The organism is Agrococcus jenensis (assembly GCF_003752465.1).
Classification (GTDB): domain Bacteria; phylum Actinomycetota; class Actinomycetes; order Actinomycetales; family Microbacteriaceae; genus Agrococcus; species Agrococcus jenensis.
On record NZ_RKHJ01000001.1, the window covers coordinates 882972 to 906632 of the forward strand.

The 23661-nt window shown below is 73.5% G+C and carries 23 protein-coding genes; 8 read left to right on the plus strand and 15 right to left on the minus strand.

Annotated elements, in window-relative coordinates; all coding sequences use genetic code 11:
* Window positions 1-9: 9 nt before the first annotated feature.
* The 4 genes from EDD26_RS04345 to EDD26_RS04360 all read right to left on the minus strand — a co-directional run bounded on the left by EDD26_RS04345 (window position 10) and on the right by EDD26_RS04360 (window position 3071).
* Entirely contained in the window at window positions 10-243 is a 234-nt protein-coding gene (locus EDD26_RS04345) for a DUF3618 domain-containing protein (RefSeq protein WP_123696584.1), read from the minus strand.
* On the minus strand, window positions 240-719 hold the full coding sequence (locus tag EDD26_RS04350; RefSeq protein WP_123696585.1) for a phage holin family protein: 480 nt from the start codon (window positions 717-719) through the stop codon (window positions 240-242). The genes EDD26_RS04345 and EDD26_RS04350 overlap by 4 nt, the downstream gene beginning before the upstream one ends.
* A complete protein-coding gene (locus tag EDD26_RS04355; protein ID WP_123696586.1) occupies window positions 719-1006 on the minus strand; it encodes a hypothetical protein in 288 nt (95 codons plus the stop codon). The genes EDD26_RS04350 and EDD26_RS04355 overlap by 1 nt, the downstream gene beginning before the upstream one ends.
* A 127-nt stretch (window positions 1007-1133) precedes the next feature.
* A complete protein-coding gene (locus EDD26_RS04360) occupies window positions 1134-3071 on the minus strand; it encodes a M13 family metallopeptidase (RefSeq protein ID WP_123696587.1) in 1938 nt (645 codons plus the stop codon).
* Between the two features lie 41 nt (window positions 3072-3112).
* On the opposite strand from EDD26_RS04360, the gene EDD26_RS04365 reads away from it, so the two are divergent.
* Window positions 3113-4432, plus strand: a complete 1320-nt coding sequence (locus EDD26_RS04365; protein ID WP_123696588.1) for an MATE family efflux transporter — start codon at window positions 3113-3115, stop codon at window positions 4430-4432.
* 122 nt (window positions 4433-4554) lie between these two features.
* Here EDD26_RS04365 and EDD26_RS04370 read toward each other — a convergent pair whose 3' ends face one another.
* Together EDD26_RS04370 and EDD26_RS04375 are read right to left on the minus strand one after the other, a co-directional pair.
* Complete coding sequence (locus EDD26_RS04370) at window positions 4555-6192, minus strand: ABC transporter permease (protein ID WP_123696589.1); 1638 nt, start codon at window positions 6190-6192, stop codon at window positions 4555-4557.
* Between the two features lie 2 nt (window positions 6193-6194).
* On the minus strand, window positions 6195-7268 hold the full coding sequence (locus EDD26_RS04375) for an ABC transporter ATP-binding protein (protein WP_281273312.1): 1074 nt from the start codon (window positions 7266-7268) through the stop codon (window positions 6195-6197).
* An 89-nt stretch (window positions 7269-7357) separates the two neighbouring features.
* Here EDD26_RS04375 and EDD26_RS04380 point away from each other — a divergent pair, with 89 nt between their 5' ends.
* Together EDD26_RS04380 and nucS are read left to right on the plus strand one after the other, a co-directional pair.
* Entirely contained in the window at window positions 7358-8536 is a 1179-nt protein-coding gene (locus EDD26_RS04380; protein WP_123696590.1) for an MFS transporter, read from the plus strand.
* A complete protein-coding gene (gene nucS, locus EDD26_RS04385; protein ID WP_123696591.1) occupies window positions 8533-9228 on the plus strand; it encodes an endonuclease NucS in 696 nt (231 codons plus the stop codon). The genes EDD26_RS04380 and nucS overlap by 4 nt, the downstream gene beginning before the upstream one ends.
* Before the next feature lie 19 nt (window positions 9229-9247).
* Here the strand turns inward: nucS and EDD26_RS04390 are convergent, their stop codons facing one another.
* The 5 genes from EDD26_RS04390 to EDD26_RS04410 form a co-directional block, all read right to left on the minus strand.
* The gene (locus EDD26_RS04390; RefSeq protein WP_148058694.1) at window positions 9248-10063 is read right to left on the minus strand and encodes a hypothetical protein; all 816 of its coding nucleotides are present in this window, start codon (window positions 10061-10063) and stop codon (window positions 9248-9250) included.
* Between the two features lie 83 nt (window positions 10064-10146).
* The gene (gene hemL / locus EDD26_RS04395) at window positions 10147-11451 is read right to left on the minus strand and encodes a glutamate-1-semialdehyde 2,1-aminomutase (protein WP_123696593.1); all 1305 of its coding nucleotides are present in this window, start codon (window positions 11449-11451) and stop codon (window positions 10147-10149) included.
* A complete protein-coding gene (gene hemB / locus EDD26_RS04400; RefSeq protein WP_123696594.1) occupies window positions 11448-12458 on the minus strand; it encodes a porphobilinogen synthase in 1011 nt (336 codons plus the stop codon). The genes hemL and hemB overlap by 4 nt, the downstream gene beginning before the upstream one ends.
* A 48-nt stretch (window positions 12459-12506) precedes the next feature.
* Window positions 12507-13808 carry a low temperature requirement protein A gene (locus tag EDD26_RS04405; RefSeq protein ID WP_211333826.1) on the minus strand — a complete coding sequence of 434 codons (1302 nt, stop codon included), beginning with the start codon at window positions 13806-13808 and terminating at the stop codon, window positions 12507-12509.
* Between the two features lie 132 nt (window positions 13809-13940).
* Entirely contained in the window at window positions 13941-14918 is a 978-nt protein-coding gene (locus EDD26_RS04410; RefSeq protein WP_123696596.1) for a threonine ammonia-lyase, read from the minus strand.
* A gap of 120 nt (window positions 14919-15038) precedes the next feature.
* Here EDD26_RS04410 and EDD26_RS04415 point away from each other — a divergent pair, with 120 nt between their 5' ends.
* Window positions 15039-15941, plus strand: a complete 903-nt coding sequence (locus EDD26_RS04415; RefSeq protein ID WP_123696597.1) for a LysR family transcriptional regulator — start codon at window positions 15039-15041, stop codon at window positions 15939-15941.
* A gap of 9 nt (window positions 15942-15950) precedes the next feature.
* Here EDD26_RS04415 and EDD26_RS04420 read toward each other — a convergent pair whose 3' ends face one another.
* A complete protein-coding gene (locus EDD26_RS04420) occupies window positions 15951-16850 on the minus strand; it encodes a helix-turn-helix domain-containing protein (protein WP_123696598.1) in 900 nt (299 codons plus the stop codon).
* 156 nt (window positions 16851-17006) lie between these two features.
* Here EDD26_RS04420 and EDD26_RS04425 point away from each other — a divergent pair, with 156 nt between their 5' ends.
* The 3 genes from EDD26_RS04425 to EDD26_RS04435 are packed head-to-tail and all read left to right on the plus strand — an operon-like array spanning window position 17007 to window position 19650.
* Window positions 17007-17849 carry an SDR family oxidoreductase gene (locus EDD26_RS04425; protein WP_123696599.1) on the plus strand — a complete coding sequence of 281 codons (843 nt, stop codon included), beginning with the start codon at window positions 17007-17009 and terminating at the stop codon, window positions 17847-17849.
* A gap of 29 nt (window positions 17850-17878) precedes the next feature.
* Window positions 17879-18643 (plus strand): SDR family NAD(P)-dependent oxidoreductase, encoded by a 765-nt coding sequence (locus EDD26_RS04430; protein ID WP_123696600.1) that lies wholly within the window; start codon window positions 17879-17881, stop codon window positions 18641-18643.
* Window positions 18644-18660: 17 nt separating this feature from the next.
* A complete protein-coding gene (locus EDD26_RS04435) occupies window positions 18661-19650 on the plus strand; it encodes an aldo/keto reductase (RefSeq protein WP_123696601.1) in 990 nt (329 codons plus the stop codon).
* Window positions 19651-19658: 8 nt separating this feature from the next.
* On the opposite strand, the gene EDD26_RS04440 is transcribed toward EDD26_RS04435, so the two are convergent.
* The 3 genes from EDD26_RS04440 to EDD26_RS04450 are packed head-to-tail and all read right to left on the minus strand — an operon-like array spanning window position 19659 to window position 22770.
* Window positions 19659-20111, minus strand: coding sequence for a hypothetical protein (locus tag EDD26_RS04440; protein ID WP_123696602.1), 453 nt, complete (start codon window positions 20109-20111; stop codon window positions 19659-19661).
* Window positions 20108-21124 carry a serine hydrolase domain-containing protein gene (locus tag EDD26_RS04445; protein ID WP_123696603.1) on the minus strand — a complete coding sequence of 339 codons (1017 nt, stop codon included), beginning with the start codon at window positions 21122-21124 and terminating at the stop codon, window positions 20108-20110. The genes EDD26_RS04440 and EDD26_RS04445 overlap by 4 nt, the downstream gene beginning before the upstream one ends.
* A 35-nt stretch (window positions 21125-21159) precedes the next feature.
* The gene (locus tag EDD26_RS04450; protein ID WP_123696604.1) at window positions 21160-22770 is read right to left on the minus strand and encodes an ABC-F family ATP-binding cassette domain-containing protein; all 1611 of its coding nucleotides are present in this window, start codon (window positions 22768-22770) and stop codon (window positions 21160-21162) included.
* A gap of 336 nt (window positions 22771-23106) precedes the next feature.
* Between EDD26_RS04450 and EDD26_RS04455 the strand changes: the two genes are divergently transcribed.
* Window positions 23107-23655, plus strand: coding sequence for a hypothetical protein (locus EDD26_RS04455; RefSeq protein ID WP_148058695.1), 549 nt, complete (start codon window positions 23107-23109; stop codon window positions 23653-23655).
* The last annotated feature ends 6 nt before the right edge of the window (window positions 23656-23661 follow it).

The following is a 23661-nucleotide window of genomic DNA, read 5'->3' on the forward strand; positions in this document are numbered from 1 at the left end:
CGCGAGCGCCTACCTGCGGCCGAAGATCGCGAGGGCGATGCCGCCCAGCACGAGTACGGCGACACCGGCGGCGCCGGCGATCCAGGGCGTCGGGTCCTCGTTGTAGGAGTCCTGCGCCTTGCCCACCACGCGGTCCGCGACCTTCCTGGGGTTGACGCGGTCCTCGATCTCGTTGAGGTGCTGGCGCAGCTCCTCGCGCTTGCGGTCGATCTCGCGCTGGTCGATCTCGCGCTGCTCGGTCATCGCACGTCTCCGTTCGTCCTGGGCGCCGCGACCGTCGCCCCGCTGCTCGACGGCGCGGGCAGATCGTCGAGCGGGTTCGTGCCATCGGCCGCGTAGCCGAGCCCGCGCACCATGTTCACGTCGTCCTTGATGCTGTCGACGGCCTCGAGGTCATCGAAGTCCTTGTTCTTCTTGATCGAGCTCAGGCCCGCGAGCGCCAGGATCGCGACCACGATCAGCAGCACCGCCGAGACGATGAGCGCCGAGAGCCAGGGCGCGAAGACCACGTTGAGTCCCTCGAAGCCCGCGTAGATGAGCCATGCGAAGAGGAAGATCGCGAAGAAGCCGGCGGCGGCGAGCAGTGCCGCGCCCACCCCGATCCCCTTGGCCTTCTCCGAGATCTCGCCCTTCAGGTGCGCGATCTCGGCCTTGACGAGGTCGACGATGAGCTGCGGCGTCTCCGAGAGGAGGTCGCCGAGCGACTTGCGCTGCACCATCAGACGTCCTCGGGGCGCGCGATCTCGGTGCCGTGGTCGCCGCGGCGGCCCTTGCGCTTCGTCACCTTGCCGATGGCGTCGCCTGCAGCGCCCGTCGCGGTCTCGACGAGCTTGGGCGCCTTCGTCTCGACGAAGTGCTGCACCTCGTGGCGCTGCTTCTTGACGCTCGGGGAGTTCCACAGCTTGTCGGCGGTGCTCGCGATCTGCTCGTACCGCTGACGTCCGGCCTTCGCTCCGAGCACGTAGCCCGCGCCGAGGCCGATCACGAAGAGGATCCTGCCGCGCATGTTCGCTCCTGACGTTCGGGGGCCAGCTGTGCTGGACCTGGTCGCCCCAACGATACCCACGCGAGACCGCGGCGCGCTCCCAGGTTCGTCCCCCGACCGGGGCGCGGGGCGGGCGCGCGGCCGCGCGTCACCAGATGGTGACGCGCGCCGCCGGATCGAGCCACAGCTCGTCGCCCGGACGCACGTCGAAGGCCTCGACGAACGCGTCGAGGTTCTTCACCACCTGGTTCGTGCGGTGCTCGTTCGGCGAGTGCGGGTCCAGGGACGCGAGACGGATGGCCTCCTCGGTGCGGATCTTCAGCTGCCACGCGTACGCCCACGACAGGAAGAAGCGCTGGGCGCCGGTGTAGCCGTCGATGACCGGCGCATCCTCGCCGCCGAGCGACGCGACGTAGGCCTTCCACGCGATGCCGAGCCCGCCCAGGTCGCCGATGTTCTCGCCGATGGTGAGCGCCCCGTTCACCGTGGTGCCGGGCGCCGCGACGGGCTCGAGCGCGTCGTACTGCGCGATGAGCGAGCCGGTCCGCTCCTCGAAGGCGGCCCGGTCGTCGTCGGTCCACCAGTCGGACAGCCGGCCCTCGCCGTCGTACTTCGAGCCCTGGTCGTCGAAGCCGTGGCCGATCTCGTGGCCGATGACCGCGCCGATCGCGCCGAAGTTCGACGCGGCGTCACGCCCGGCGTCGAAGAACGGCGGCTGCAGGATCGCCGCGGGGAACACGATCTCGTTGAACCCCGGGTTGTAGTACGCGTTGACGGTCTGCGGGTTCATGAACCACTCGTCGCGGTCGATCGGCCTGCCGATCTTCGCGAGCTCGCGGTCGTGCTCGAACCGGGTCGCCGCCTGCACGTTGGCGACGAGGTCGTCGCCGATCTCGAGCGAGCCGTAGTCGCGCCAGCGTGCGGGGTAGCCGATCTTCGGCGTGAACTGCTCGAGCTTCTCGAGCGCGCGCGCCCTGGTGCCCTCGCTCATCCACTCCAGCGCCGCGATCGACTCGCGGTAGGCGCCCACGAGGTGCTCGATGAGCACGTCCATCGCCGCCTTCGCGTGCGGCGGGAAGTGCCGCTCGACGTAGATCTTGCCGACCGCGTCGCCGAGCAGCCCCTCGACGAGCGAGACGCCGCGCTTCCAGCGCTCGCGCTGCACGCTCGCGCCGGTGAGCACCGTGCCGTAGAACGCGAACTGGTCGCGCGAGATCTGCGTCGTGAGGTAGGAGGCGAAGGCGTGCAGGATGCTCATCCGCAGCCACGCCTTCCACTCGTCGAGCCGCTCCTCGACGAGCATCGTCGCGAGCCCCTCGAAGTAGCTGGGCTGGCGCACGACGACCTCGTCGAAGACGCCCTCAGGCGCGCGGATCGCCCTCAGCCAGGGCTGCAGGTGCGGGTGCGCCTCGGCGGGCCGCTGCAGGTTGTAGGTCTTCTCGTCGTCGCGCGAGGCGACGCGGTCCCAGTGGTGGGTCGCGAGCTCGGTCTCGAGCGCGAACACCGTCGCGGCGTCGGCCTCCGCGTGCTCGGAGCCGAGGTGGCCGAACATCGTCGTCAGGTGCGCCAGGTAGGCCTCGCGCACCTCGGCGAAGCTCTCCTCCCGGTAGTACGACTCATCGGGCATGCCCAGGCCGCCCTGGCTCATCTGCACGATGTAGCGACCGGGGTCCCCCGGGTCGGTGTCGACCCACTGCCCGGCGATGCTCGGCCCGCCGATGGACTCGAGGTCGCCGATGAGGGCGAGCAGGCCCTCGATGTCGGTCACCTGCTCGACGCGCTCGAGCAGCGGCCGGATCGGGTCGATGCCCTTCGCGTCGGCCGCCGCCTCGTCGAGGAACGACGCGTAGAGGTCGCCCACCTTGCGCGCGTCGGTGCCCGGCTCGGCCTCCTGCATCTCGATCACGATCTCGCGCACGGCTCGCTCGGCCTCCTCGGCCAGCACGGCGAAGGAGCCCCAGCGCGCCTTGTCGTCGGGGATCTCGGTGCGCTCGAGCCAGCGCTCGTGCACGTGGAGGAAGAGGTCGTCCTGCGGCCGGATGCGGTCGCTGAAGTCGTCGACGGGGAGGCCGGAGGGCAGAGTCATGCCGCCAGCCTAGAGCGAGCGTGCCCCGCTAGCGTTGGCGGGTGCGGAGGCGGGCGGATGGGCTGGATCGGGAGATCCTCGCCCTCGCCGTCCCCGCGCTCGGCGCGCTCGTGGCCGAGCCCGCGTTCCTGCTCGTCGACACCGCGCTCGTCGGCCACCTCGGTGCGGAGGAGCTCGCGGGCGTCGGCATCGGCGTCGCGGTGCTCTCGACCGTCGTCGGGCTGCTGATCTTCCTCGCGTACGGCACCACGCCGGCGGTCGCGCGGCTGCTCGGCGCGGGCGACCGGCCGGGTGCGATCCGCGCCGGCATCGATGGCATCTGGCTCGCGATCGTCGCCGGCATCGCGCTGCTCGCGACCGCCCCGCTCGCGGGTCCGGTCGTCGCCCTCTTCGGCGCCGCATCCGCCGTCACCGAGCACGCCGCGGTCTACCTCGGCATCTCGATCCTGGGCCTGCCGGCGATGCTCATCGTGCTCGCCGCGACCGGGCTGCTGCGCGGGCTGCAGGACACCCGCACGCCGCTCGTCGTCGCCGCGATCGGCTTCGCGGCGAACGCGGTGCTCAACGTCGCGCTCATCTACGGCGTGGGGCTCGGCGTCGCGGGGAGCGCGCTCGGCACGGTGATCGCGCAGTGGGGCATGGCCGCGTTCTTCATCTGGTTCGCAGTGCGCGCCGCGATCCGGGAACGGGTGCCGCTCGGCATCCGCTGGGGCGACCTCGGGCGCACCGCGTCGACCGGTGGCTGGCTCTTCGTGCGCACGCTCTCGCTGCGGGCGGCCCTGCTCGCCACCACCGCGGTCGCGACGCAGGCGGGCACCACCGCGCTCGCCGCGACGCAGATCGCGTTCACCCTCTTCTCGACGCTCGCGTTCGCCCTCGACGCACTCGCGATCGCGGGGCAGGCGATGGTGGGCAAGGCGCTCGGCGCGCACGACGCTGCGCAGGCGCGCGCGGTGACCCGACGGCTGCAGGGCTGGGGCGTTGGCTTCGGATGCGTCGTCGGTGCGCTGCTGCTCTCGGTCGCCTGGGTGCTCGGCGGCGTCTTCACCACCGACGCCGACGTGCGCTCGGCGCTGCCGGTCGCGCTCGTGCTGCTCGCGCTCGCGCAGCCGATCGCCGGCTTCGTCTTCGTGCTCGACGGCGTGCTGATCGGCGCCGGCGACGCGCGCTACCTCGCCTGGACCGGCGTCGTGAACCTCGCGGTGTTCCTGCCGCTGCTGCTGCTCGCGCTCGTCCCGGGCTGGGATGCGCTCGCCGTCATCTGGGCGGCGTTCTCGTTCGGCTACCTGGGCGCCAGGGCGGTCACGCTCGGGCTCCGCGCGCGCTCGGACGCCTGGCTGCGCCTCGGCGCGGTGCGCTGAGCAGCGCCAGCGCACAACGCAAGCCCTGCATCCGTCATCCCTGCCGGATCCGCGTCGTCCGCCCGTGCTCCCGCTCAGCGGAGCTGCCGGGCTTGCGTCGTGCGGGCGGTGGGCGTGGAACGTCAGACGAGGGCGTCGCGGCGGCGGAAGCGCAGCACCGACGCGGCGAGCAGCACCGCCGCGACGCCCAGCAGCCACCAGCTGCCGGTCCAGTCGGGATCGGCGGCCAGCGGGTTCGCGACCCAGTGGAACGGGCTGATGTTCTCGATCCACGCCCACGCATCGCCGAACAGCGGCGCGAACTCGCCCACGAGCATGAGGCCGACGAGCAGCACCCAGCCGAGCCACGTGACCGTCGACGGCAGGAAGGCGACGAGCGCCGCGCCGACGGCGAGGTAGATCGCGACGAGCGGCAGGTGCGTGACGGCGATGTCGACGAGCTGCCGCCAGCGGTCGTCGTCGCTCGCGGCCAGCGACGCGCCGGTCACCACGGTGAAGCCCGCGAGCGTCGTGAGCGCCGCGAGCGCCCCGAGCAGCAGGTGGCTGCCGAGCCACCCGGACCGCCGCACGGGCGTCGCGAGCAGCAGCTCGCCGTGCGCCTGCTCCTCGTGCCGCAGCCGCAGCACCGCCTGCATGGCGGCGGCGCACGCGATCACGCCGAGGATGCCCGCGAGCGCCGTGATGAAGGTGGCCTCGGCGTCGCCGCCGCCCTCCTCGCCGAGCCTGCTCACGAGCGCCGCCAGCGCCGGGTTGTCGTCGAGCGCGCTCGCGATGATCGGCGCGAGGCGGCCCGCCATCACGCCGAGCGCGAGGCCGACGACGGTCCAGCCCACGGTCGCGCCGAGCAGCAGCCGCCCGGTGAGCCCGACCGGCGCACCGCCCGGGTGACAGCCTAGCAGGGCACTGCCGGCGCCCCGCCCCGGCCGCTCCGGCAGCAGCGAGCGCCCCAGCTCCCGCCGCGCCTCGAGCACCAGCACGATCGCGCCCAGCAGGACGGCGGCCGCGACGAAGAGCAGCAGCGGCGTGCCGTCGGGCGCCCACGGCTCGTCGGCGTACGGATGCGCCAGGGCGCCCCAGCCGATCGGCGACGCCCAGCTGAGCCACGCGGACTCGACGCGCGTGAGGTCGGCGCTCGGCTCGCCCAGCGCATCCCCGATGCCGCGCACGAAGAACCACACGCCGACGACGATCGCCGCCGCGCCGTTCGCGGCGCGGGAGGTCGGGAAGACCTGCCCTGCCAGCAGCCCGACGAGCATCGCGGCCACCCCGACGCCCGCGAGCGCCGCCGCCAGCAGCAGCGAGCCGAGTGGCGGCAGGCCGAGCGCCACCGATGCCGCGAGGGTGACGCCGCACACGACGGCCAGCTCGATCGCGCCGGCGAGCAGCGTCGCGACGAGCGGCGCCCAGCGCCCGACCGCGGTGCCGCGGACGAGCTCCGCGCGCCCCGCATCCTCGTCGCCGCGCGAGTGCCGCACCGCGAAGAACGTCATCATGAACGCCACCATCACCGCGAGGTACGCGTAGGTCGACACCAACATGACCGCGCCGAGGCCGGTGCCGGCCGGCGCGCCGCGCGCGAGCAGCAGCGCCGGCTGCGCCGACAGCAGCGCGACGAGCCCGCGCCTGGCCGACTCGTCGAACGCCGCGCCGACGCCGCCGACGCCCGCGGCCCAGAGGCCGGCGATGCCGACGACCCACAGCACGACGACGAGGCGGTCGCGCCGCAGCGCCGCCGCGAGCAGCAATCCGGTGCCGGTCACGCTCACCTCGAGTGGCGGCCGTGCCCGGTCGGATGCACGGGCGCGGCGTTCGCGCCGGCATCGTCGGCCGCGCGGACATCCTCGGCGGCGCGGACATCCTCGTCCGTACCGGATGCCTCGACGACCGCCGTCGCATCCGCGTGCCGATCGCCGATCGCGCGCTCTGCGCGCGCCCGGTCGACCCGCGGCTCGTCGCCGTAGTGGCGGAGGAACAGCTCCTCGAGGCTCGGCGGCGTGAGCGTGACGCCCTGCGCCCCGCGCTCTCCGAGCCAGCGGAGCACCGCCGGCACGTCCGCCCCCGCGATCGAGCCGCGCACGCGCTCGCCGTCGATCGAGACGTCGGCGATCGGCACGCCCTCCGGCACCGGCCCCCGGTAGGCCACCACGGTGTGCTGGAGGTGGCGCAGCTCGTCGAGCGTGCCGGACTCGACGATCGAGCCGTCGCGGATGATCGACACCCGCGAGCAGAGCCGCTCGACCTCGCTCAGGATGTGGCTCGAGAGCAGCACGGTGGCCCCGCGGTCGGCGATCCGCCGCACCTCCGCCTGGAAGACGCTCTCCATGAGCGGGTCGAGCCCGCTCGTCGGCTCGTCGAGGATGTAGAGGTCGGCCTCGCTCGCGAACGCCGCGATGAGCGCGACCTTCTGCCGGTTGCCCTTCGAGTAGGTCTTGGCCTTCCTGCGCGGGTCGAAGTCGAAGGCGCTGATGAGCCGGGCGCGGTCCGCGGCGGGCGCCAGGTGGCCGCGCAGCCGCGTGATCGTGTCGATCGCCTCGCCGCCGGTCAGGGTCGGCCAGAGGGTCACGTCGCCGGGCACGTAGGCGACGCGTCGGTGGATCGCCACGGTGTCGTGCCACGGATCCATGCCGAGCACACGCGCCTCGCCGCCGGTCGCGCGCAGCATCCCGAGCAGCACCCGGATGGCCGTCGACTTGCCGGCGCCGTTCGGCCCCAGGAAGCCGTGCACGTCGCCCCGCTCGACGACGAGGTCGAGCCCGTCGAGCGCTCGCACGCGCCCGAACCGCTTGTCGAGACCCGAGGTCCGGATGACGGGGGTCCCGATGACCGTGCCTGCCACGATCCCGACGCTACTCCTCGGAGCCCCGGGCGCGACGTGGCAGTGCGGCCGAGCGTGCGCCGTGGCACCGCGCACGGCAGAATGTCGGAGTGCCCCCTCTGATCGCCTGGCGGAATGCCGTCTTCGCCGCCTTCTTCACCATGGGCTTCGGCTTCGCCAGCTGGATGGCGCGGATCCCCCACGTGCGCGACGTGCTCGGCGTCTCGACCGGCGAGATGGGCCTCCTGCTGCTCGGCATCTCGATCGGGTCGATCACCGGGCTGCTCGTCGCGAGCCACGTGATCCACGCGATCGGCACGCGGATCGTCGCCTCGTTCGGCATGATTGCCGTCTCCGGCGGCCTCGCCATCGCGGGCTGGGCCGCGGAGGCGTCGCTGCCGTGGCTCGTGGTGGCGGGCTTCATCGTCGGCGGCAGCCTGACCGGCATCACCGACGTGGCGATGAACATCTCCGGGGCCGCGAACGAGCGCGCCGCGGGCAAGCCGATCATGCCGATCTTCCACGCCTTCTTCTCGATCGGCACCGTGGCCGGCGCGGGGCTCGGCGGGCTGTGCGAGCTGCTCGGCGTCACGCTCGGCTGGCAGGCGACCCTGGTGGCCGCGCTCACGGTCGCGCTCGGCGTCGTCGTCTACCGCCACCTCCCCGAGGACGCGGTCGAGGAGCACGAGGAGCCCGTCACCCTCCGCGAGCGCCTCGCCGTCTGGAAGGACCCCCGCACGCTGCTGCTCGGCCTGCTCGTGCTCGGCATGGCGCTCACCGAGGGCAGCGCCAACGACTGGCTCGCGCTCGTGATGGTCGACGGCCACGGCTTCACGTTCGAGGGCGGCGCCTTCACGCTGGCGCTCTTCCTCACCGCGATGACGGCAGGCCGGCTGCTCGGCGTCTGGCTGCTCGCGCGCTTCGGCCGCGTGCCGGTGCTGCGCGGCACAGCGGCGCTCGCCGCGATCGGGCTGCTGCTCGTGATCTTCGCCGACCACCCGGCGCTCGTCATCACCGGGGTCGTGCTCTGGGGCCTCGGCGCGAGCCTCGGCTTCCCGGTCGGCATGAGCGCCGCCGCCGACGAGCCGCGGCTCGCCGCCGCCCGCGTCGGCACGGTCTCGGCGATCGGCTACATCGCCTTCCTCGCCGGACCGCCGCTGCTCGGCCTGCTCGGCGACCTCGTGGGGCTGCGCACCGCGATGCTCGCGGTGCTCGCCTTCGTGCTGCTCTCGCTGCTCACCAGCCACGTCGCGCGGGAGCGCGACCGCGTCCAGGAGGTGCGGTCGTGAGGATCGTCGTCGCCCACTGCTCCGTCGACTACGCGGGCCGGCTGTCCGCCCACCTGCCGCTCGCCCCGCGCGTGCTCATGCTCAAGGCCGACGGCTCGATCCTCGTGCACTCCGACGGCGGCTCGTACAAGCCGCTCAACTGGATGAGCCCGCCCGCCGTCTTCCACGCATCCGAGCCCGACGAGGCGCAGCGGGACGCGGGCATCACGGAGGTGTGGACCGTGACGCACAAGAAGACCGGCGACTCGCTCATCGTCTCGGTGCACGAGGTGCTCTCCGACTCGAGCCACGAGCTGGGCGTCGACCCGGGCCTCGTGAAGGACGGCGTCGAGGCGCACCTGCAGGTGCTGCTCGCCGAGCAGATCGAGCGGCTCGGCGACGGCTACGAGCTGTGGCGGCGCGAGTACATGACGCCCATCGGCCCGGTCGACATCCTGGCGAAGGACGAGGCCGGCGTCACGGTCGCGGTCGAGATCAAGCGCCGCGGCGAGATCGACGGCGTCGAGCAGCTCACCCGCTACCTCGAGCTGCTCAACCGCGACCCGCGCATCGCGCCGGTGAGCGGGATCTTCGCCGCCCAGGAGATCAAGCCGCAGGCCCGCACGCTCGCCGAGGACCGCGGCATCCGCTGCGTCGTGCTCGACTACGACGAGATGCGCGGCATCGACTCCGGGCACGCGCGGCTGTTCTGATCGCGGCCGCGCCGCGGCATCAGTCGTCGTCGCGGCTGCCGGGCGGCCAGCCCTCCTCCTCGGCGTCGGTGAAGTCGCTCGTGAAGCTCCAGCGCGCGTCGACCGCCTCGCCGGGCACGGCGTCGGCCCCGTCGTCGACGGGCGGGATGCCCGCGGATGCCGGGTCGACGGGCGCCTCGTCGGCGGGCGAGCCGCTGTACGGCTCGACCCGCTCGCGCCACGCGCCGGTCGCCTGCGGCAGCTGGTCCTGGCGCGACGCATAGGGGTCGACGTGGTCGCGGCCGGGCGCGGATGCCGGCGGCAGGTCGTGCGCGCGCGACGCGTAGGGCTCGACGCGGTCGGGCGTGACGGGTCCGCCGGCGGGCAGCGGGTCCTCCCGCGAGGCGTACGGCTCGACGTGGTCGGGCGTCGGGGCGGACGGCGGCGGGAGCGCGTCGTCGCGCGACGAGTACGGCTCGACGCGATCGCGCCAGCCGTCGCCGCTCGCGGCACCGCCGAAGTCCTCGTCGACGAACGGCGACGCCTCCGCGCCGTCCGGCGGCGCGTGCGACGATCCGGTGTCCGGTCGCACCTCGTGCGCATCCGTCATGGTGACCTCCCATCGTTCCCGGGGCGGGCTGCTGAAGCTCACGGCGAAGGGGTGCTCGGTGGTCGCGGGCGCCTGCGGCGCCTCGAGCGCGACGCCCTGGGCGTCGGCGCGCGTGCCGCAGACCGGGCACTGGAGCGCCGCGACGCGGCCGTCGTCGTCGACGTCGATGACGCATCCGCCGATCACCACGTCGCCGGCGTCCTCGACGTCGGCGATCGTGCCGTACCCCCACACGATCTCGCGCATGGGGGTGCCGCAGCTCGGGCACCTCGGCGACGTCGCCATGCCGCCACGCTAGTCCGCGGGCGGTCGTCCGCCTAGAGCCAGGGTCAGACGGCGGTCGCCGCCGCTGCCGCGCGCGCCGCTCCCGGCAGCGCGTCGACGATGCGGCCGAGCGCCGCCTCGTCGTGCGCGGCGGTGACGAACCACGCCTCGAACACGCTCGGCGGCAGGCTCACGCCCGCGTCGAGCATCGCGTGGAAGAACGGCGGGTAGCGGAAGGCGTCCTGCGCCTTCACCTCGTCGAAGTTCCGCGGGGCGCCGTCGCGGAACGCGACCGAGAACAGGCTGCCGACGCGCGAGATGGCGTGCGCGACGCCCTCCGCCCGCAGGGCGTCCGTGAGCGCGCCGGTGATGACGTCGGCCGCGTGGTCGAGCCTGCGGTAGACGTCGTCGGTCGCGAGGCGCAGCGTCGTGAGGCCGGCCGCGACCGCGACCGGGTTCCCCGACAGCGTGCCAGCCTGGTAGACGGGGCCGAGCGGCGCGAGCAGCTCCATGAGGTCGCGGCGACCGCCGAGCGCGGCGAGCGGCATGCCGCCGCCGATGACCTTGCCGAACGTCAGGAGGTCGGGGGCGTCGTCGCCCGTCCACTGCTCGATCCCCCACATGCCGGAGCGGTGCACGCGGAAGCCGGTGAGCACCTCGTCGCTGATGAGCAGCGCGCCGTGGGCGTGGGCCGTGCGGGCGAGGAAGGCGTTGAAGTCGCCGTCGGGCTCGACGAGGCCCATGTTCGCCGCCGCCGCCTCGACGATGATCGCGGCGATCTCGCTGCCGCGCTCGGCGAAGAGCTGCTCGATCGCAGCGCGGTCGTTGTAGGGGACCACGACCGTCGTGGCCGCGACGGCGGCGGGGATGCCCGCCGACCCGGGCATCGCGAGCGTCGCGAGGCCGGAGCCCGCTGCGACGAGCAGGCCGTCGGAGTGCCCGTGGTAGTGCCCGTCGAACTTCACGAGCAGGTCGCGGCCGGTCGCGCCGCGCGCGAGCCGGATCGCGGTCATGGTCGCCTCGGTGCCGGTGGAGACGAGCCGCAGCCGCTCGACCGGGCCGACGCGCCGCTCCACCTCCTCGGCGAGCAGCGCCTCGGCGGGCGTCGAGGCGCCGAACGAGAGCCCGTGCGCTGCGGCGTCCTGCACCGCCTCGACGACCTCCGGATGCGCGTGGCCGAGGATCGCCGGGCCCCAGCTCGCGACCAGGTCGACGAGGTCGCGCCCCTCGGCGTCGGTCACGTGGGCGCCCTTGGCGCGCACGAGGAACGCGGGCGTGCCGCCGACCGAGCCGAAGGCGCGCACGGGGCTGTTGACGCCGCCCGGGATCGCGAGCTTCGCCCGCTCGAACAGCTCGGCGTTCGTGCTCATCGTCCTGCTCCCGTCGTCGGCGCGCCGAGCCCGTGGGTGCCCAGCAGCTGTGCGTGCTCGATCGCCCAGTACGTGAGCACGACGTCGGCGCCCGCGCGCACGATGCTCGTCAGGCTCTCGGCGATCATCCGGTCGCGGTCGATCCAGCCGTTCGCGGCGGCCGCCTCGACCATCGCGTACTCGCCGGAGACCTGGTAGGCCCACACCGGCACGTCGGAGGCCGCGGCGACGTCGGCGAGCACGTCGAGGTAGAGGCTCGCCGGCTTCACCATCACGATGTCGGCGCCCTCGGCGATGTCGAGCAGCGCCTCGCGCAGGCCCTCGCGGCGGTTCGCCGGGTCCTGCTGGTAGGTCTTGCGGTCGCCGGTGAGGCTCGAGTCGACGGCCTCGCGGAACGGCCCGTAGAGCGCGGTCGCGTACTTCGCCGAGTAGGCGAGGATGGCGGTGTCGAGGTGCCCGGCCGCGTCGAGGGCGGTGCGGACGTGCTCGACCTGGCCGTCCATCATGCCGCTGAGCCCCAGGATCTGTGATCCGGCCTCCGCCTGCGCGATCGCCATGGCCGCGTAGCGCTCGAGCGTCGCGTCGTTGTCGACCGCGCCGCGCTCGTCGAGCACGCCGCAGTGGCCGTGGTCGGTGAACTCGTCGAGGCACAGGTCGGTCTGCACGACCGTCGCGTCGCCGAAGCGCTCGGCGAGGAAGCGCGTCGCCACGTTGAGGATGCCGTCGGGGTCGGTCGCGCCGGAGCCGACCGCATCCTTCGCCGTCGGCACGCCGAAGAGCATGATGCCGCCGACGCCCGCGGCGATGGCGCGCTCGACCTCGCGCGCCGCGGAGTCGAGCGTGTGCTGCACCTGCCCGGGCATCGAGCGGATCGCGCGGGGCTCATCGATCCCCTCGGCGACGAACATCGGGAGCACGAGCTGCGCCGGGTGGATGCGGGTCTCGGCCACGAGGCGGCGCATGGGAGCGCTCTGCCGCAGCCTGCGGGGGCGGAGGGTGGGAGGCATCCTCCCAAGGGTACTCTCGCGCTGCAGCGGAGCGCTGTCGGGCGTGGGCTACCGGTCGAGCGCGCGGTGCAGTGCCGCGGCCTGGTGCCGGTGCCCGATCGCCTCGTAGCCGACGATCACGACGAGCGGCGCGCAGGCCGTGAGCACGATGCCCGTGCCCATGCTCGCCCCCGCGACGACCGCGAGCACCGCGGCGGCCAGCGTTGCCACGCTGAGGGCGAAGAGCAGGATGTGGAACCGGTCCAGCTCGCGCAGCAGGAGCGAGTAGATCGCGAACAGTGCGATGAGGAACACGCCGACCGGCACGGCGACCGTGACCATCGCCGCCACGTGGTCGATGTGGGCCACCCCCTGGATCTCGTACGCCGCGACGTGCAGGCCGGCGCCGGTCGCCGCGATCGAGCCGAAGATCGCCAGGTGCCCGTACCCCCAGGTGAATCCGCGCGCACGGAACCGGTGCAGCACCTTCCCCGACGGCATCGTGAAGTAGACCCACCACATGCAGAACGCGAGCGCCGTGCCGCCGAAGGCGACGAGCGCGGCCTCGACGCTCCAGCCCTGCTCCTCCACGACGGCCGAGATCGCGAGGATGGTGCCGAGGATGACCTCGCCGATCGTGATGATGACGAGCAGGGCGTAGCGCTCGGCGATGTGGTGCGCGTGCCACGGCGTGCTGCCCACGCGGCGCTCGATCACGTAGGGGCCGAGCAGCTCGAGGGTGCCGAGCACCACGAAGATCCCCAGCATGACGGGCAGTGCGGGATTGATGACGATGGTCGTCGCCCAGCCGACCTGGATGAGCCCGATGACACCCGCGTAGGCGAGCGCGGATCGACGCTGCGCCGGCGCGTGTCGCGCGACCCGGAGCCACATCGCGACGGTGGCGACGCGCATGATCACGTAGCCGCCGACCAGCACGCCGTTGTCGAGATGCTCGCCCTCGTCGATCGAGTGGAACGCGGGTGGGAGCCCGAGGGCGAGCACGAGCACGCCGATCATCTGCACCATGGTCGCGACGCGGAAGAAGATGTCGTCGTTGTCGAACGCCGAGGCGAGCCACGAGTAGTTGATCCAGGCGAGGCAGATCGCGAAGACGGCGATCGTGAAGCCGATGATCGCCGGCACGACGTGCCCGATCTCGAGCAGGTGTGCGGCCTGGGTCCCGGCTTGGCTGAACGCGACGACGAACGTCAGGTCGAAGAGCAGCTCGAGCGGTGTCGCGCTGCGGTGCGGCTCATCGGGGTCGCGGCCGACCATGCGCCGGAGCCGGTGGTCGAGCGGTGGGTGCGCGGATGCCCCCGCTCCCCCTCCGGCTCCCGTCTCGAGGCGATGCGGCTGGCTCCCGGTCATGCTGCTCCCCTCCGTCGGCGCGCGGCCGGCGCCCGTCGCATCATGCTGGCACGCGTCGGAGCGCGGCGCGCATGTGCGGATCGGGCGCCGGACGCTGCTCCGCGGTGGACGAGGCAGTCGCGGTCGCGGCGGTCAGCGGGCGACGAGCGCCGCGAACACCGCCGGGTCGATGTTCCCGCCGGTCGCGATCGCAGCGACGGTGCCGTCGCCGATCGTGGCGGCGTGCTCGAGGACGGCCGCGGCAGCCACCGCGCCGCTCGGCTCCACCGCGAGGCCGGTCGCGTCGGACAGCCACCGCATCGCCTCGACGATCGACGCCTCGGAGACCGTCACGACGTCGTCCACGAGCGCCTGGATGTGCACCCACGGCAGGTCGCCGACGTTGGTGGATCGGAGGCCGTCGGCGATCGTGCGACCGGTCACGTCCCTGGACCAGCGCTTCCGCTCGCCCGCGGCGAACCCCTCGGCGAGGTCGCCCGCGAGCGCGGGCTCGACCGCGATCACCCGGACCTGCGGTCGCAGGCGCTTGAGCACCACCGCGATGCCGGAGATGAGGCCGCCGCCGCCGACGGGCACGAGCACGACGTCGAGCTCGTCGATCTGCTCGAGCAGCTCGAGCCCGATCGTGCCCTGCCCGGCGATGATGTGCGGGTCGTCGTCCGGAGGGACGACCGTCAGCCCGAGCGTGAGGGCGAGGTGCTTCGCGTGCGCCGTGGTCTCGGTCGGCGGGCGCAGGATCACCGTCGCGCCCTCCTCCCTCGTGCCGCGGACCTTCGCCTCGGGCGCCGCGTCGGGCATGACGATCGTCGCGGCGACGCCGGCCAGGCGGGCCGCCCGCGCGAGCCCGCGGCCGTGGTTCCCCGCCGAGTAGCCCACGACACCCGCCGCTCTCGCGTCGGGGCCGAGGGCGGCGATCGCGTTGGTGGCGCCGCGGAGCTTGAAGGAGCCCGTGTGCTGCAGCGACTCCGCCTTGATCCAGAGCGACCGCCCGCCCGGCGCGTGCGGCTGCGCGAGCATGACGGGCGTGCGCAAGCAGTGCTCGCCGATGCTCGCTCGCGCCCGCTGCACGTCCTCGAGCGAGATCAAGCCGTCCTGCAGGATGCTCGCCATGCTCGGTCCTCCGTCGCAGATCATGAGCGACGGAGCGGTCGTCCGCGCCCACCCACGGTGGCAGGGCCGGGCGTGAAGGACCAGCGGCCATTCGTGCACAGCATCCGGTAGCGTCGCTTCATGATCGACACCGGAGCACTGCAGGCGCTCGCCGCCGTCGAGCACCACGGCACCGTCGCCGCGGCATCCGAGGCGCTGGGCTTCAGCCCCTCGGCGGTGTCGCAGCAGATCAAGAAGCTCGAGCGCCAGACGGGCTTCCCGGTGCTCGAGCGGCGAGGGCGGGGCGTGCTCCTGACGGAGCGCGGGATGGCGCTCGCGGCGTACGGGCGCAAGCTCCTGGCCGAGCTCGAGGAGCTCGAATCCACGCTGCTGACCGACCCGACGAAGCCGCAGGGGCGGATCCGCATGGCGGCGTTCTCCACGGCGTGCCGCGGACTCGTCGCGCCGATGCTCGCCGCGCTCGCCGCCGACGGCGCGGAGCTCGACGTGCACGTGCTCGCGGAGGACCCGCGAGAGGCCATCGCCCGCGTCGCGGCGGCGGAGGCCGACATCGGCATCGTGCACGACTGGAGCTCTGTGCCGCTGCCGGAGCCGGAGCACCTCGTGCTCGAGTGGATCTGCGAGGACGTCGCCGACCTGCTGGTGCACCGCAGCCACCCTCTGGCGGCGCGCGAGGCGGTGGGCGCCGCCGACCTGCTCGACGAGCGCTGGGTGAGCTCGACGCGGGGTGCGATCTGCCACGAGGCGCTGCTGCGGATCTTCGCCGACCTCGGCCGCGTGCCCGACATCAGGGTCTACGACCCCGACTTCGCGACCCACGTCGCGCTCGTGGAGCAGGCGGTGGTCGTCGCGCTCGTGCCTCGGCTCGGCAGGCCCACGCTCCCCGAGGGCGTCGTCGCCGTGCCGGTGGACGATCCGCTCCCCGCGCGGCGGGTGGGCATCGTGCACCGCAGGACGATGACCGGCAGCCCCGGCATCCAGCACGTGGCGCGGCTGCTCCGGGCGATCGCCGCATCGCGCTGACGCCGGTCGCTACCCGCCCGTGCCGGCGGTCCGGCGGTCGACCGACGCCGCGGCGGGCTCGGACGCCGCCCAGCTCGCGAGCAGTCGCAGCGCCCCGTCGGACGCGGAGCCGGGCTCGGCGGTGAACGCGATCAGCTGCAGCCCCCGCTCCGTGCTGACGTCGAGCGCCTCGAACGAGAGGTCGATCTCGCCGACGAGCGGATGCGTGACCGCCTTCACGCCCGTCCGGTGCTCGCGCACGTCATGCGACGCCCACAGGGCGCGGAACGTGTCGCTGCAGGTCGCGAGCTCGCCCACGAGGTCGCTGAGGTCGCGGTCGCGCGGGGCGCGCCCGGCCTCGGCGCGCAGCAGGGCGACGATCTGCTGGGCCGAGTCGTCCCACTGCCGGTAGAACCGGGGCGCGCGCGGATCGAGGAAGAGGTAGCGGGCGAAGTTCGCCGGCTGGCGCGGGCTGTCGAAGAGCTCGGAGAACAGCGCGCGACCCAGGGCGTTGACGCCCACGACGTCGAGCCGTCCGCTCTGCACCACCACCGGGATGCCGTGCATCGCGTCGAGGAGCTGCTGCATGCCGGGCCGGATCGCCTGCGTCCGGGGCCGTGCTCGACGCCGCGCGGGAGCCGCGCCGTCGTTCGCGGCGCGCACGAGGTCGTGGAGGTGCTGGACCTCCGCGTCGTCGAGCCGCAGGGCGCGGGCGACGCCCTCGAGCACCGACGCCGAGACGCCCGTCGCGTTGCCGCGCTCGAGGCGCACGTAGTACTCGACGCTCACGCCCGCGACGAGCGCGACCTCCTCGCGGCGGAGGCCCGCGACGCGGCGACGGCCGCCGAAGTCCGGCAGCCCCAGGTCGGCAGGGGTGAGCCGCGCCCGACGCGTGGTCAGGAACTCGCGGATGTCGTCCCGGATGTCCATGGGGTCGACGCTAGGCCACCCCCGGCGCCCCAGGGAGGTACGGCCAGTGACCCTATCGACCGGGTCTCCCTCGGGCCGCGGCGCGCACGTTGACTGGGGGCATCCGCAACGGACACCGGCCGCTGGGCCGACACCCGAGAGAAGGAAGCACCCACCATGGCTGACCCCAAGGTCTGGCTCATCACCGGCGCGAGCCGCGGCATGGGCATCGACATCGCCCACGCAGCGCTCTCGGCAGGGCACGCCGTCGTCGCGACGGGCCGCGACGCGCGGCGCGTCGCCGACGCCCTCGGCGAGCACGACCGCCTGCTGGCGGTCGCGCTCGACGTCACCGACCCCGCGTCCGCCGAGCGCGCCACCGCCGCCGCGGTCGAGCGCTTCGGTCGCATCGACGTGCTCGTCAACAACGCGGGCAACTTCTACGCCGGCTACTTCGAGACCCTGAGCCCCGAGCAGGTGCGCGCGCAGATGGAGACGAACTTCTTCGGCCCGCTCAACGTCACGCGCGCGGTCCTGCCGGTCCTCCGCGCGCAGCGCTCCGGCCAGATCATCACGGTCACGTCGACCGCGGGCTTCGTCGGCGGCGGCTTCACGTCGGCCTACGCCGCCTCGAAGCACGCCCTCGAGGGCTGGATGGAGTCGCTCGCGGAGGAGGTCGCGCCGTTCGGCATCGACACCATGTCGGTCGAGCCCGGCTTCTTCCGCACCGAGCTGCTCGTCGAGGGCTCGTCGACCCTCTGGCCCGAGCTCGAGATCGAGGACTACGCCGAGGGCACCGCGCAGACCATCGAGGCGTGGCGCGGCATGCACGGCACCCAGGTCGGCGACCCGGCGAAGCTGGCCGCGGCGCTCGTGACCCTCTCGGACGGCGGCGCGCTCCCCGGCCGCTTCATCGCAGGGGCCGACGCCATGGCCGGCATCGAGCAGAAGCAGGCGACCGTGCAGCAGCAGATCGACGCCCACCGCGAGCTCTCGGCCTCGCTCTCGCACGACGCCTGACACGCCGACACCACCACCGAAGGAATCCCATGCGCATCACCGCACTCACCGGCACGGTCGCGATCGTCACCGGAGCCAGCAGCGGCATCGGCGAGGCGACCGCCCGGCGCCTCGCCGAGCACGGCGCGACCGTCGCCGTCGTCGCCCGCCGCAAGGACCGGCTCGACGAGCTCGTCGCCGCCATCGAGGCCGACGGCGGCACCGCGCTCGCCGTCGAGGCCGACATCACCGACCGCGCGCAGGCGCAGGCCGCCGTCGCGACCGTGGTGCAGTCCTTCGGCCGCCTCGACATCCTCGTGAACAACGCCGGCCTCATGCTGCTCGGCCCCGTCCTCGGCGCCGACATCGACGAGTGGGACCGGATGATCGCGATCAACCAGCAGGGCCTGCTGCACATGACCCACGCGGCGCTGCCGCACCTGCTCGCCGCGGCGAAGGACGACCTGCGCGGTGTCGCCGACATCGTGAACGTCTCGTCGATCGCCGGGCGCCAGGCATGGCCGAGCTTCGGCGTCTACGCCATGACGAAGTTCGGCGTGCTCGGCTTCACGGAGGCGCTGCGCCAGGAGGTCACGAAGCAGCAGGTCCGCGTCGGCGTGCTCGAGCCGGGGGCGGTCGTGACCGAGCTCGTCTCGCACAACAGCCAGGAGGTGCGCGACGGGCTCGACGCGACCGACGACATCCCCGTGCGCCTGCAGCCCGACGACATCGCCGACAGCATCGCCTACATGGTGACGCGGCCCAGCCACTCGTCCATCGCCGAGCTGTGGGCCATGCCCACCTCGCAGGCCTGAACCGAAGGAGCACCACCATGCAGACCGCACGACTCGGAGACCTCGAGGTCTCCCGCATCGGCCTCGGCGCCATGACCATGGCCGGCACCTACACGTCAGAGGGGGCGCTCGACCACGACGAGTCCACCCGGACCATCCACCGGGCGATCGAGCTCGGTGTCACGCACATCGACACCGCAGAGGTCTACGGGCCGTTCCTCAGCGAGGAGCTCGTCGGGCGCGCCGTCGCCGACCGCCGCGACCGGGTCGTGATCGCCACGAAGTTCGGCCTCGTCTCGCACCGCGGCGGCGCGGAGCCGCAGCCCGGTCGGATCGACAGCCGGCCGGAGAGCATCCGAGCCGCGGTGGAGGGCTCCCTCCGTCGCCTCGGCACCGACAGGATCGACCTGTACTACCAGCACCGCGTCGACCCCGCCGTGCCCATCGAGGACACCGTCGGCGCGGTCGCCGAGCTCGTCGCCGAGGGGAAGGTGCTGCACCTCGGGCTCTCGGAGGCGTCGGCCGAGACGATCCGGCGGGCGCACGCCGTGCACCCGGTGACGGCGCTGCAGACGGAGTACTCGCTCTGGACGCGCGATGTCGAGGGCGAGATCCTGCCGGTGCTGCGCGAGCTGGGCATCGGCTTCGTGCCCTACTCGCCGCTCGGGCACGGGCTGCTCGCGGGCAGCATCCGCAGCGTCGACGACATCGCCGACGACGACTGGCGCAAGACCAACCCGCGGTTCACCGGCGCCAGCTTCGCACGCAACCTCGCGCTCGTCGACGAGGTCACCGCGATCGGCGCCGAGATCGGTGCGACGCCGGCACAGACCGCGCTCGCCTGGATCCTGTCGCGCGGCGACGACATCGCGCCGATCCCCGGCACCCGCCGCGTGGCGCGCGTCGAGGAGAACACGGCGGCCGACGGCATCGGGCTCTCTTCCGACCAGATCGCGCGGCTCGACGCGCTCGAGCCCGCAGCAGGCGCCCGGCACGACGACGCGAACATGGCCTCGATCGACCGCTGACGCGGCGCTCAGGCGATCTCGACGACCTCCACCTCCGCGCCCCGGGAGGCGGAGCGGAGCGGCATGCCCGGGCGGTCGACGGCGAACCAGAACGTGCTGGTGCCGTCGGCCCGCTGCACGTCGTACCGCAGGCAGTCGACCTCGCCGACGGCGAGCCGGATGCGCTCGGGCGTCACGGTGGTCGCCGCCTCCGGGAACGCGGCGTGCGCCTGCAGCTCGCGCCAGGTGACGCGCGAGGTGCGCGGGTCGTCGACGGGCGTGCCCGACGCATCCGTCACGACCTGCGAGAGCACGCAGCCGTCGGTGTCGCCGTCCTGGAAGCTGTCGCAGTGGTAGGTCGTGCGCCCCTCGAGCCGGGTGCGCACGAGCAGCCTGCGGCCGTCGGGATTGCCGGCGCGGATCTCGTCGGCGGTGAACGGCGTCGGCGCCAGGTCAGGGCCGAGCACGTGCGGGTCGCTCACGCGCCGAGCTCCGCGTCGATCGCGTCGGCGAGCGCGAAGATGACGGGCCAGCCGCCCTCCGAGCTGTTGCCGAGCACGCTCACCGTCGTCCGGCTCGCGACGAGGTGCGTCGAGCGGAAGGAGGCGCCGGCGTCGTAGCCCTCGAGGATGAGCGCGTCGTGGGTCGGGTGCAGCCAGAAGCCCATCCCGTACCGCTTGCGCTCGTCGGGCACGTCGAAGCGGGGCCGGATCATCGCCTCGACGCTGCCCTGCGACACGATGCGGCCGTCGAGCAGCGCGAGCCAGAAGCGGTGCAGGTCGGCGGCAGTCGTGAATGCGCCGCCGTCGCCGTTGCCGAGCACCGGCAGGTGCAGCGTGTTCATGAGGTCGCCCGCGTCTGCCACGTAGCCGGGCGCCGCATCCGCCGGCAGGTCGTTGAGCGGCAGGAAGCCGGTGCGCTCGAGGCCCGCCGGCTCCAGCACGAGCCGGCGCACCACGTCGTGGTAGCCCTCGTCCGTGACGCGCTCGAGCAGCACGGCGAGCACCATGTAGCCGCCGTTGCAGTACGAGAACCGCTCCCCCGGCGGGAGCTTCTGGTCGTGGCCGTCGAGCATCGGCAGGAACGCCGCGGCGCTCGTGAGCTCGTGGGACGGCACCGTGAGCACGTAGTCCTCGGGCTCCCAGTCGGCCTCCTCGTCGAGGTAGTCGCCGATGCCGGAGGTGTGGGTCAGCAGCTGCTCGATCGTGACGGCGTCGTCGATGCGCGGCAGGTCGTCGCCGAGCAGCTCGCGCACCCGCTGGTCGAGGCGCAGGCGGCCGTCCTCGACGAGGCGCATCACGGCGAGCGCGGTGAGCGCCTTGCTGCCGCTCGCGATCGCGATGCGCGCCTCCGCGGTCATCGGCACCCGCAGCGCCCGGTGGAGGAAGCCCTCGCAGCGCTCGAGCGTGCGCCGGTCGCCCACATCGATCGTCGCGACGCCGGTGAACGCGTGCTTCGCGACGGCGGCGTCGAGCGCTGCAGGATCCACGTGCATGGCTGCCCCCTCGTGCTGGTCGGATCGTACGCCGGTCAGGCCGGGCGGTCGATGAGCCGGCCGCCGTCGATCGTCCACCGGCGGGTGAGCCCCAGGCGCTCGAGGAACGCGGCGTCGTGGCTCACGACCACGACCGCGCCCTCGAAGGCGGTGAGCGCATCCACGAGCCCGTCGATGCTGTCGAGGTCCAGCGAGTTCGTCGGCTCGTCGAGCAGCAGCAGTTGCGGCGGCGGGTCGGCGAGCAGCAGCCGCGCGAGCGCGAGCCGGAAGCGCTCGCCACCCGACAGCTCGCGCACCCGCTGCTCGGCGCGCGCACCGCGGAAGAGGAACCGCGCGAGCTGCGCCCGCACCTCCTGCGGCGGCCGGGTCGGCGCCGTCTCGCGCACCGCGTCGACGAGCGTCGCGTCGTCGTCGGCGAAGCGGATGCGCTGGGGCAGCATCGCGGTCTGCCGGATGCGGTGCGTCACCTCGGCGATCGGATCCGGCCGTCCGGGCGGCGGCTCGAGGCCGGCGATCGCGTCGAGCAGCGTCGTCTTGCCCGCGCCGTTCCCGCCCGTGAGCGCGATGCGCTCGGCGCCCCGCACCAGCACGTCGCCGGTGCTCGTGCGCAGCGCGAGCACGTCGCGGCCGGGTGGCACGCGCGTGCCGGGCAGGTCGATGCGGATCGACCGGTCGTCGCGGAGCCGCTCCTCGGCCAGCTCGAGCGCCGCCTCGGCGGTCGCCTCCCGCCCCTCGTGCAGCGCCTTGGACCGGGCGCTCGTGCGCTCGGCCCTGCGCTGCAGGCCGCCGGCGACGATCTTCGGGATGCCGCCCGCCTGGCCCGCGCGGCGGCCGGCCGCCTCGGCCTTCGACCGCTGCTCCGCGGCGTCGAGGCGGTCGCGGTGCTCGCGCCGGACGAGCTGCTCGGCGTCGCGCATCGCATGCGCGGCCGCCGCCTGCTCCGCCTCGACCGCGCTGCGGTAGACCGAGTAGGGACCCTCGAAGGTGCGCAGCGCCGATCCGTGCAGCTCGGCGATGCGGTCGACTCGCTCGAGCAGCTCGATGTCGTGGCTCACGACGAGCAGCGAGCCGCGCCACGCCGCGACGGCGTCGTGCAGGCGGCGGCGCGCCCCGGCATCCAGGTTGTTCGTGGGCTCGTCGAGCAGCGCGATGTCGGCGCGCTGCAGCCGGATCGCGGCGAGCCCGACGAGCACGGCCTCGCCGCCGGAGAGCGTGGCGATCGGGCGCCGCAGCAGCGCCTCGTCGCCCGCGAGGCCGAGCGCCGCCAGCTCGCCGAGCGCCTCGGCCTCGACGCCCCAGCGGTCGCCGACCGCGTCGAAGCGCCGCGTCGCGACGTCGCCGCGCTCGATGGCGGCGATCGCGTCGAGCACCGGGGCGATGCCGAGCGCATCCGCGACGGTGCCGGGCCCGAGGTCGAGCTGCTGCGGCAGCGTCGCGACGCTGCCGTGCACGACGAGCTCGCCGGAGGCCGGCTCGAGCCGGCCCTCGATGAGCCCGAGCAGCGTCGACTTGCCGGCGCCGTTGCGGCCGACGATGCCCGTGCGGCCGTGGCCGAGCGCGCCGGAGACGCCCGGGGCGCCGAAGACGCCGGTGCCGTCCGGCCAGTGGAAGGTGACGCGCGAGAGCGCGATGACAGGGTGTGCCAAGAGAGATCCTCCGAGAGCGGATGAGCGCTGACGGATGCGTCGACGATGCGTGGTCGTCGGGTCAGCGCGCTGTCGCGGCTCCGCGGATCTCGGTCATCTCGGCTGCTTCCTGGCGTGGGGCGTCGGCGCTGACACCGCCGACGATTGCGCGAGCGATGCTACGCGCTCGAGCGGCCCAGCGCATCCCTCAGCTGATGGCAGTGGCGCCTCCCCCAAGCGATGACGCCGTGTGCGGTCCGCTCGGCCAGTCGTAGCATGCGCCCATCGGCGGCGGACGCCGCCGCAATCGAAGGAGAAGACGATGCTGCACACGCGTGTCCTCGATCGGCTCGTGCCATGAGGACTCGTCTCAGGAGCGCCATCGTGGCGCTGCTCGCAGCCGGAGCGCTCGTCGCCGCTCCGACCGCCGCGGGAGCCGCAGGGCACACGCCCTCGGCCTACAACAGCGATCTGGCCGAGCTCCGTGCCTCGATCGCGCAGTACCACAACACCGATCACGCGATGGCGGACGGCTACCTGCCCCCGGAGGAGGGCACCCTGCTCGACGCGTGCTTCACCCTGCCGGACGCCGGCATGGGCGTGCACTGGGCGGACTGGTCGCTCTACGACACCACCGCCGAGGTGGGCGCGCCGGAGCTGCTCGTGTACGAGCCGATGCGCAACGGCGGGCTGCGGCTCGTCGCGGTCGAGTACATCGTGCCGCAGGCCGAGTGGGATGCGGAGCACGACGACCCGCCGATGCTCTTCGACCGCGTCATGCAGGTGGTCGCCCCGCCCGGGACAGCGCCGTTCTACGCGCTGCACGCCTGGGTGTTCAAGCACAACCCCTGGGGCATGCACGCCGACTTCAACCCGGACGTCACGTGCGAGCACTGGGAGGGCTGAGCTGAC

What these genes read in the sequence shown, in the direction of transcription:
- EDD26_RS04345 (WP_123696584.1), bottom strand. Translation starts at nt 243, where the DNA reads ATGACCGAGCAGCGCGAGATCGACCAGCGCGAGATCGACCGCAAGCGC.
- EDD26_RS04350 (WP_123696585.1), bottom strand. Translation starts at nt 719, where the DNA reads ATGGTGCAGCGCAAGTCGCTCGGCGACCTCCTCTCGGAGACGCCGCAG.
- EDD26_RS04355 (WP_123696586.1), bottom strand. Translation starts at nt 1,006, where the DNA reads ATGCGCGGCAGGATCCTCTTCGTGATCGGCCTCGGCGCGGGCTACGTG.
- EDD26_RS04360 (WP_123696587.1), bottom strand. Translation starts at nt 3,071, where the DNA reads ATGACTCTGCCCTCCGGCCTCCCCGTCGACGACTTCAGCGACCGCATC.
- EDD26_RS04390 (WP_148058694.1), bottom strand. Translation starts at nt 10,063, where the DNA reads ATGCGCGAGATCGTGTGGGGGTACGGCACGATCGCCGACGTCGAGGAC.
- hemL (WP_123696593.1), bottom strand. Translation starts at nt 11,451, where the DNA reads ATGAGCACGAACGCCGAGCTGTTCGAGCGGGCGAAGCTCGCGATCCCG.
- hemB (WP_123696594.1), bottom strand. Translation starts at nt 12,458, where the DNA reads ATGCCTCCCACCCTCCGCCCCCGCAGGCTGCGGCAGAGCGCTCCCATG.
- EDD26_RS04405 (WP_211333826.1), bottom strand. Translation starts at nt 13,808, where the DNA reads ATGACCGGGAGCCAGCCGCATCGCCTCGAGACGGGAGCCGGAGGGGGA.
- EDD26_RS04410 (WP_123696596.1), bottom strand. Translation starts at nt 14,918, where the DNA reads ATGGCGAGCATCCTGCAGGACGGCTTGATCTCGCTCGAGGACGTGCAG.
- EDD26_RS04415 (WP_123696597.1), top strand. Translation starts at nt 15,039, where the DNA reads ATGATCGACACCGGAGCACTGCAGGCGCTCGCCGCCGTCGAGCACCAC.
- EDD26_RS04420 (WP_123696598.1), bottom strand. Translation starts at nt 16,850, where the DNA reads ATGGACATCCGGGACGACATCCGCGAGTTCCTGACCACGCGTCGGGCG.
- EDD26_RS04425 (WP_123696599.1), top strand. Translation starts at nt 17,007, where the DNA reads ATGGCTGACCCCAAGGTCTGGCTCATCACCGGCGCGAGCCGCGGCATG.
- EDD26_RS04430 (WP_123696600.1), top strand. Translation starts at nt 17,879, where the DNA reads ATGCGCATCACCGCACTCACCGGCACGGTCGCGATCGTCACCGGAGCC.
- EDD26_RS04435 (WP_123696601.1), top strand. Translation starts at nt 18,661, where the DNA reads ATGCAGACCGCACGACTCGGAGACCTCGAGGTCTCCCGCATCGGCCTC.
- EDD26_RS04445 (WP_123696603.1), bottom strand. Translation starts at nt 21,124, where the DNA reads ATGCACGTGGATCCTGCAGCGCTCGACGCCGCCGTCGCGAAGCACGCG.
- EDD26_RS04455 (WP_148058695.1), top strand. Translation starts at nt 23,107, where the DNA reads ATGAGGACTCGTCTCAGGAGCGCCATCGTGGCGCTGCTCGCAGCCGGA.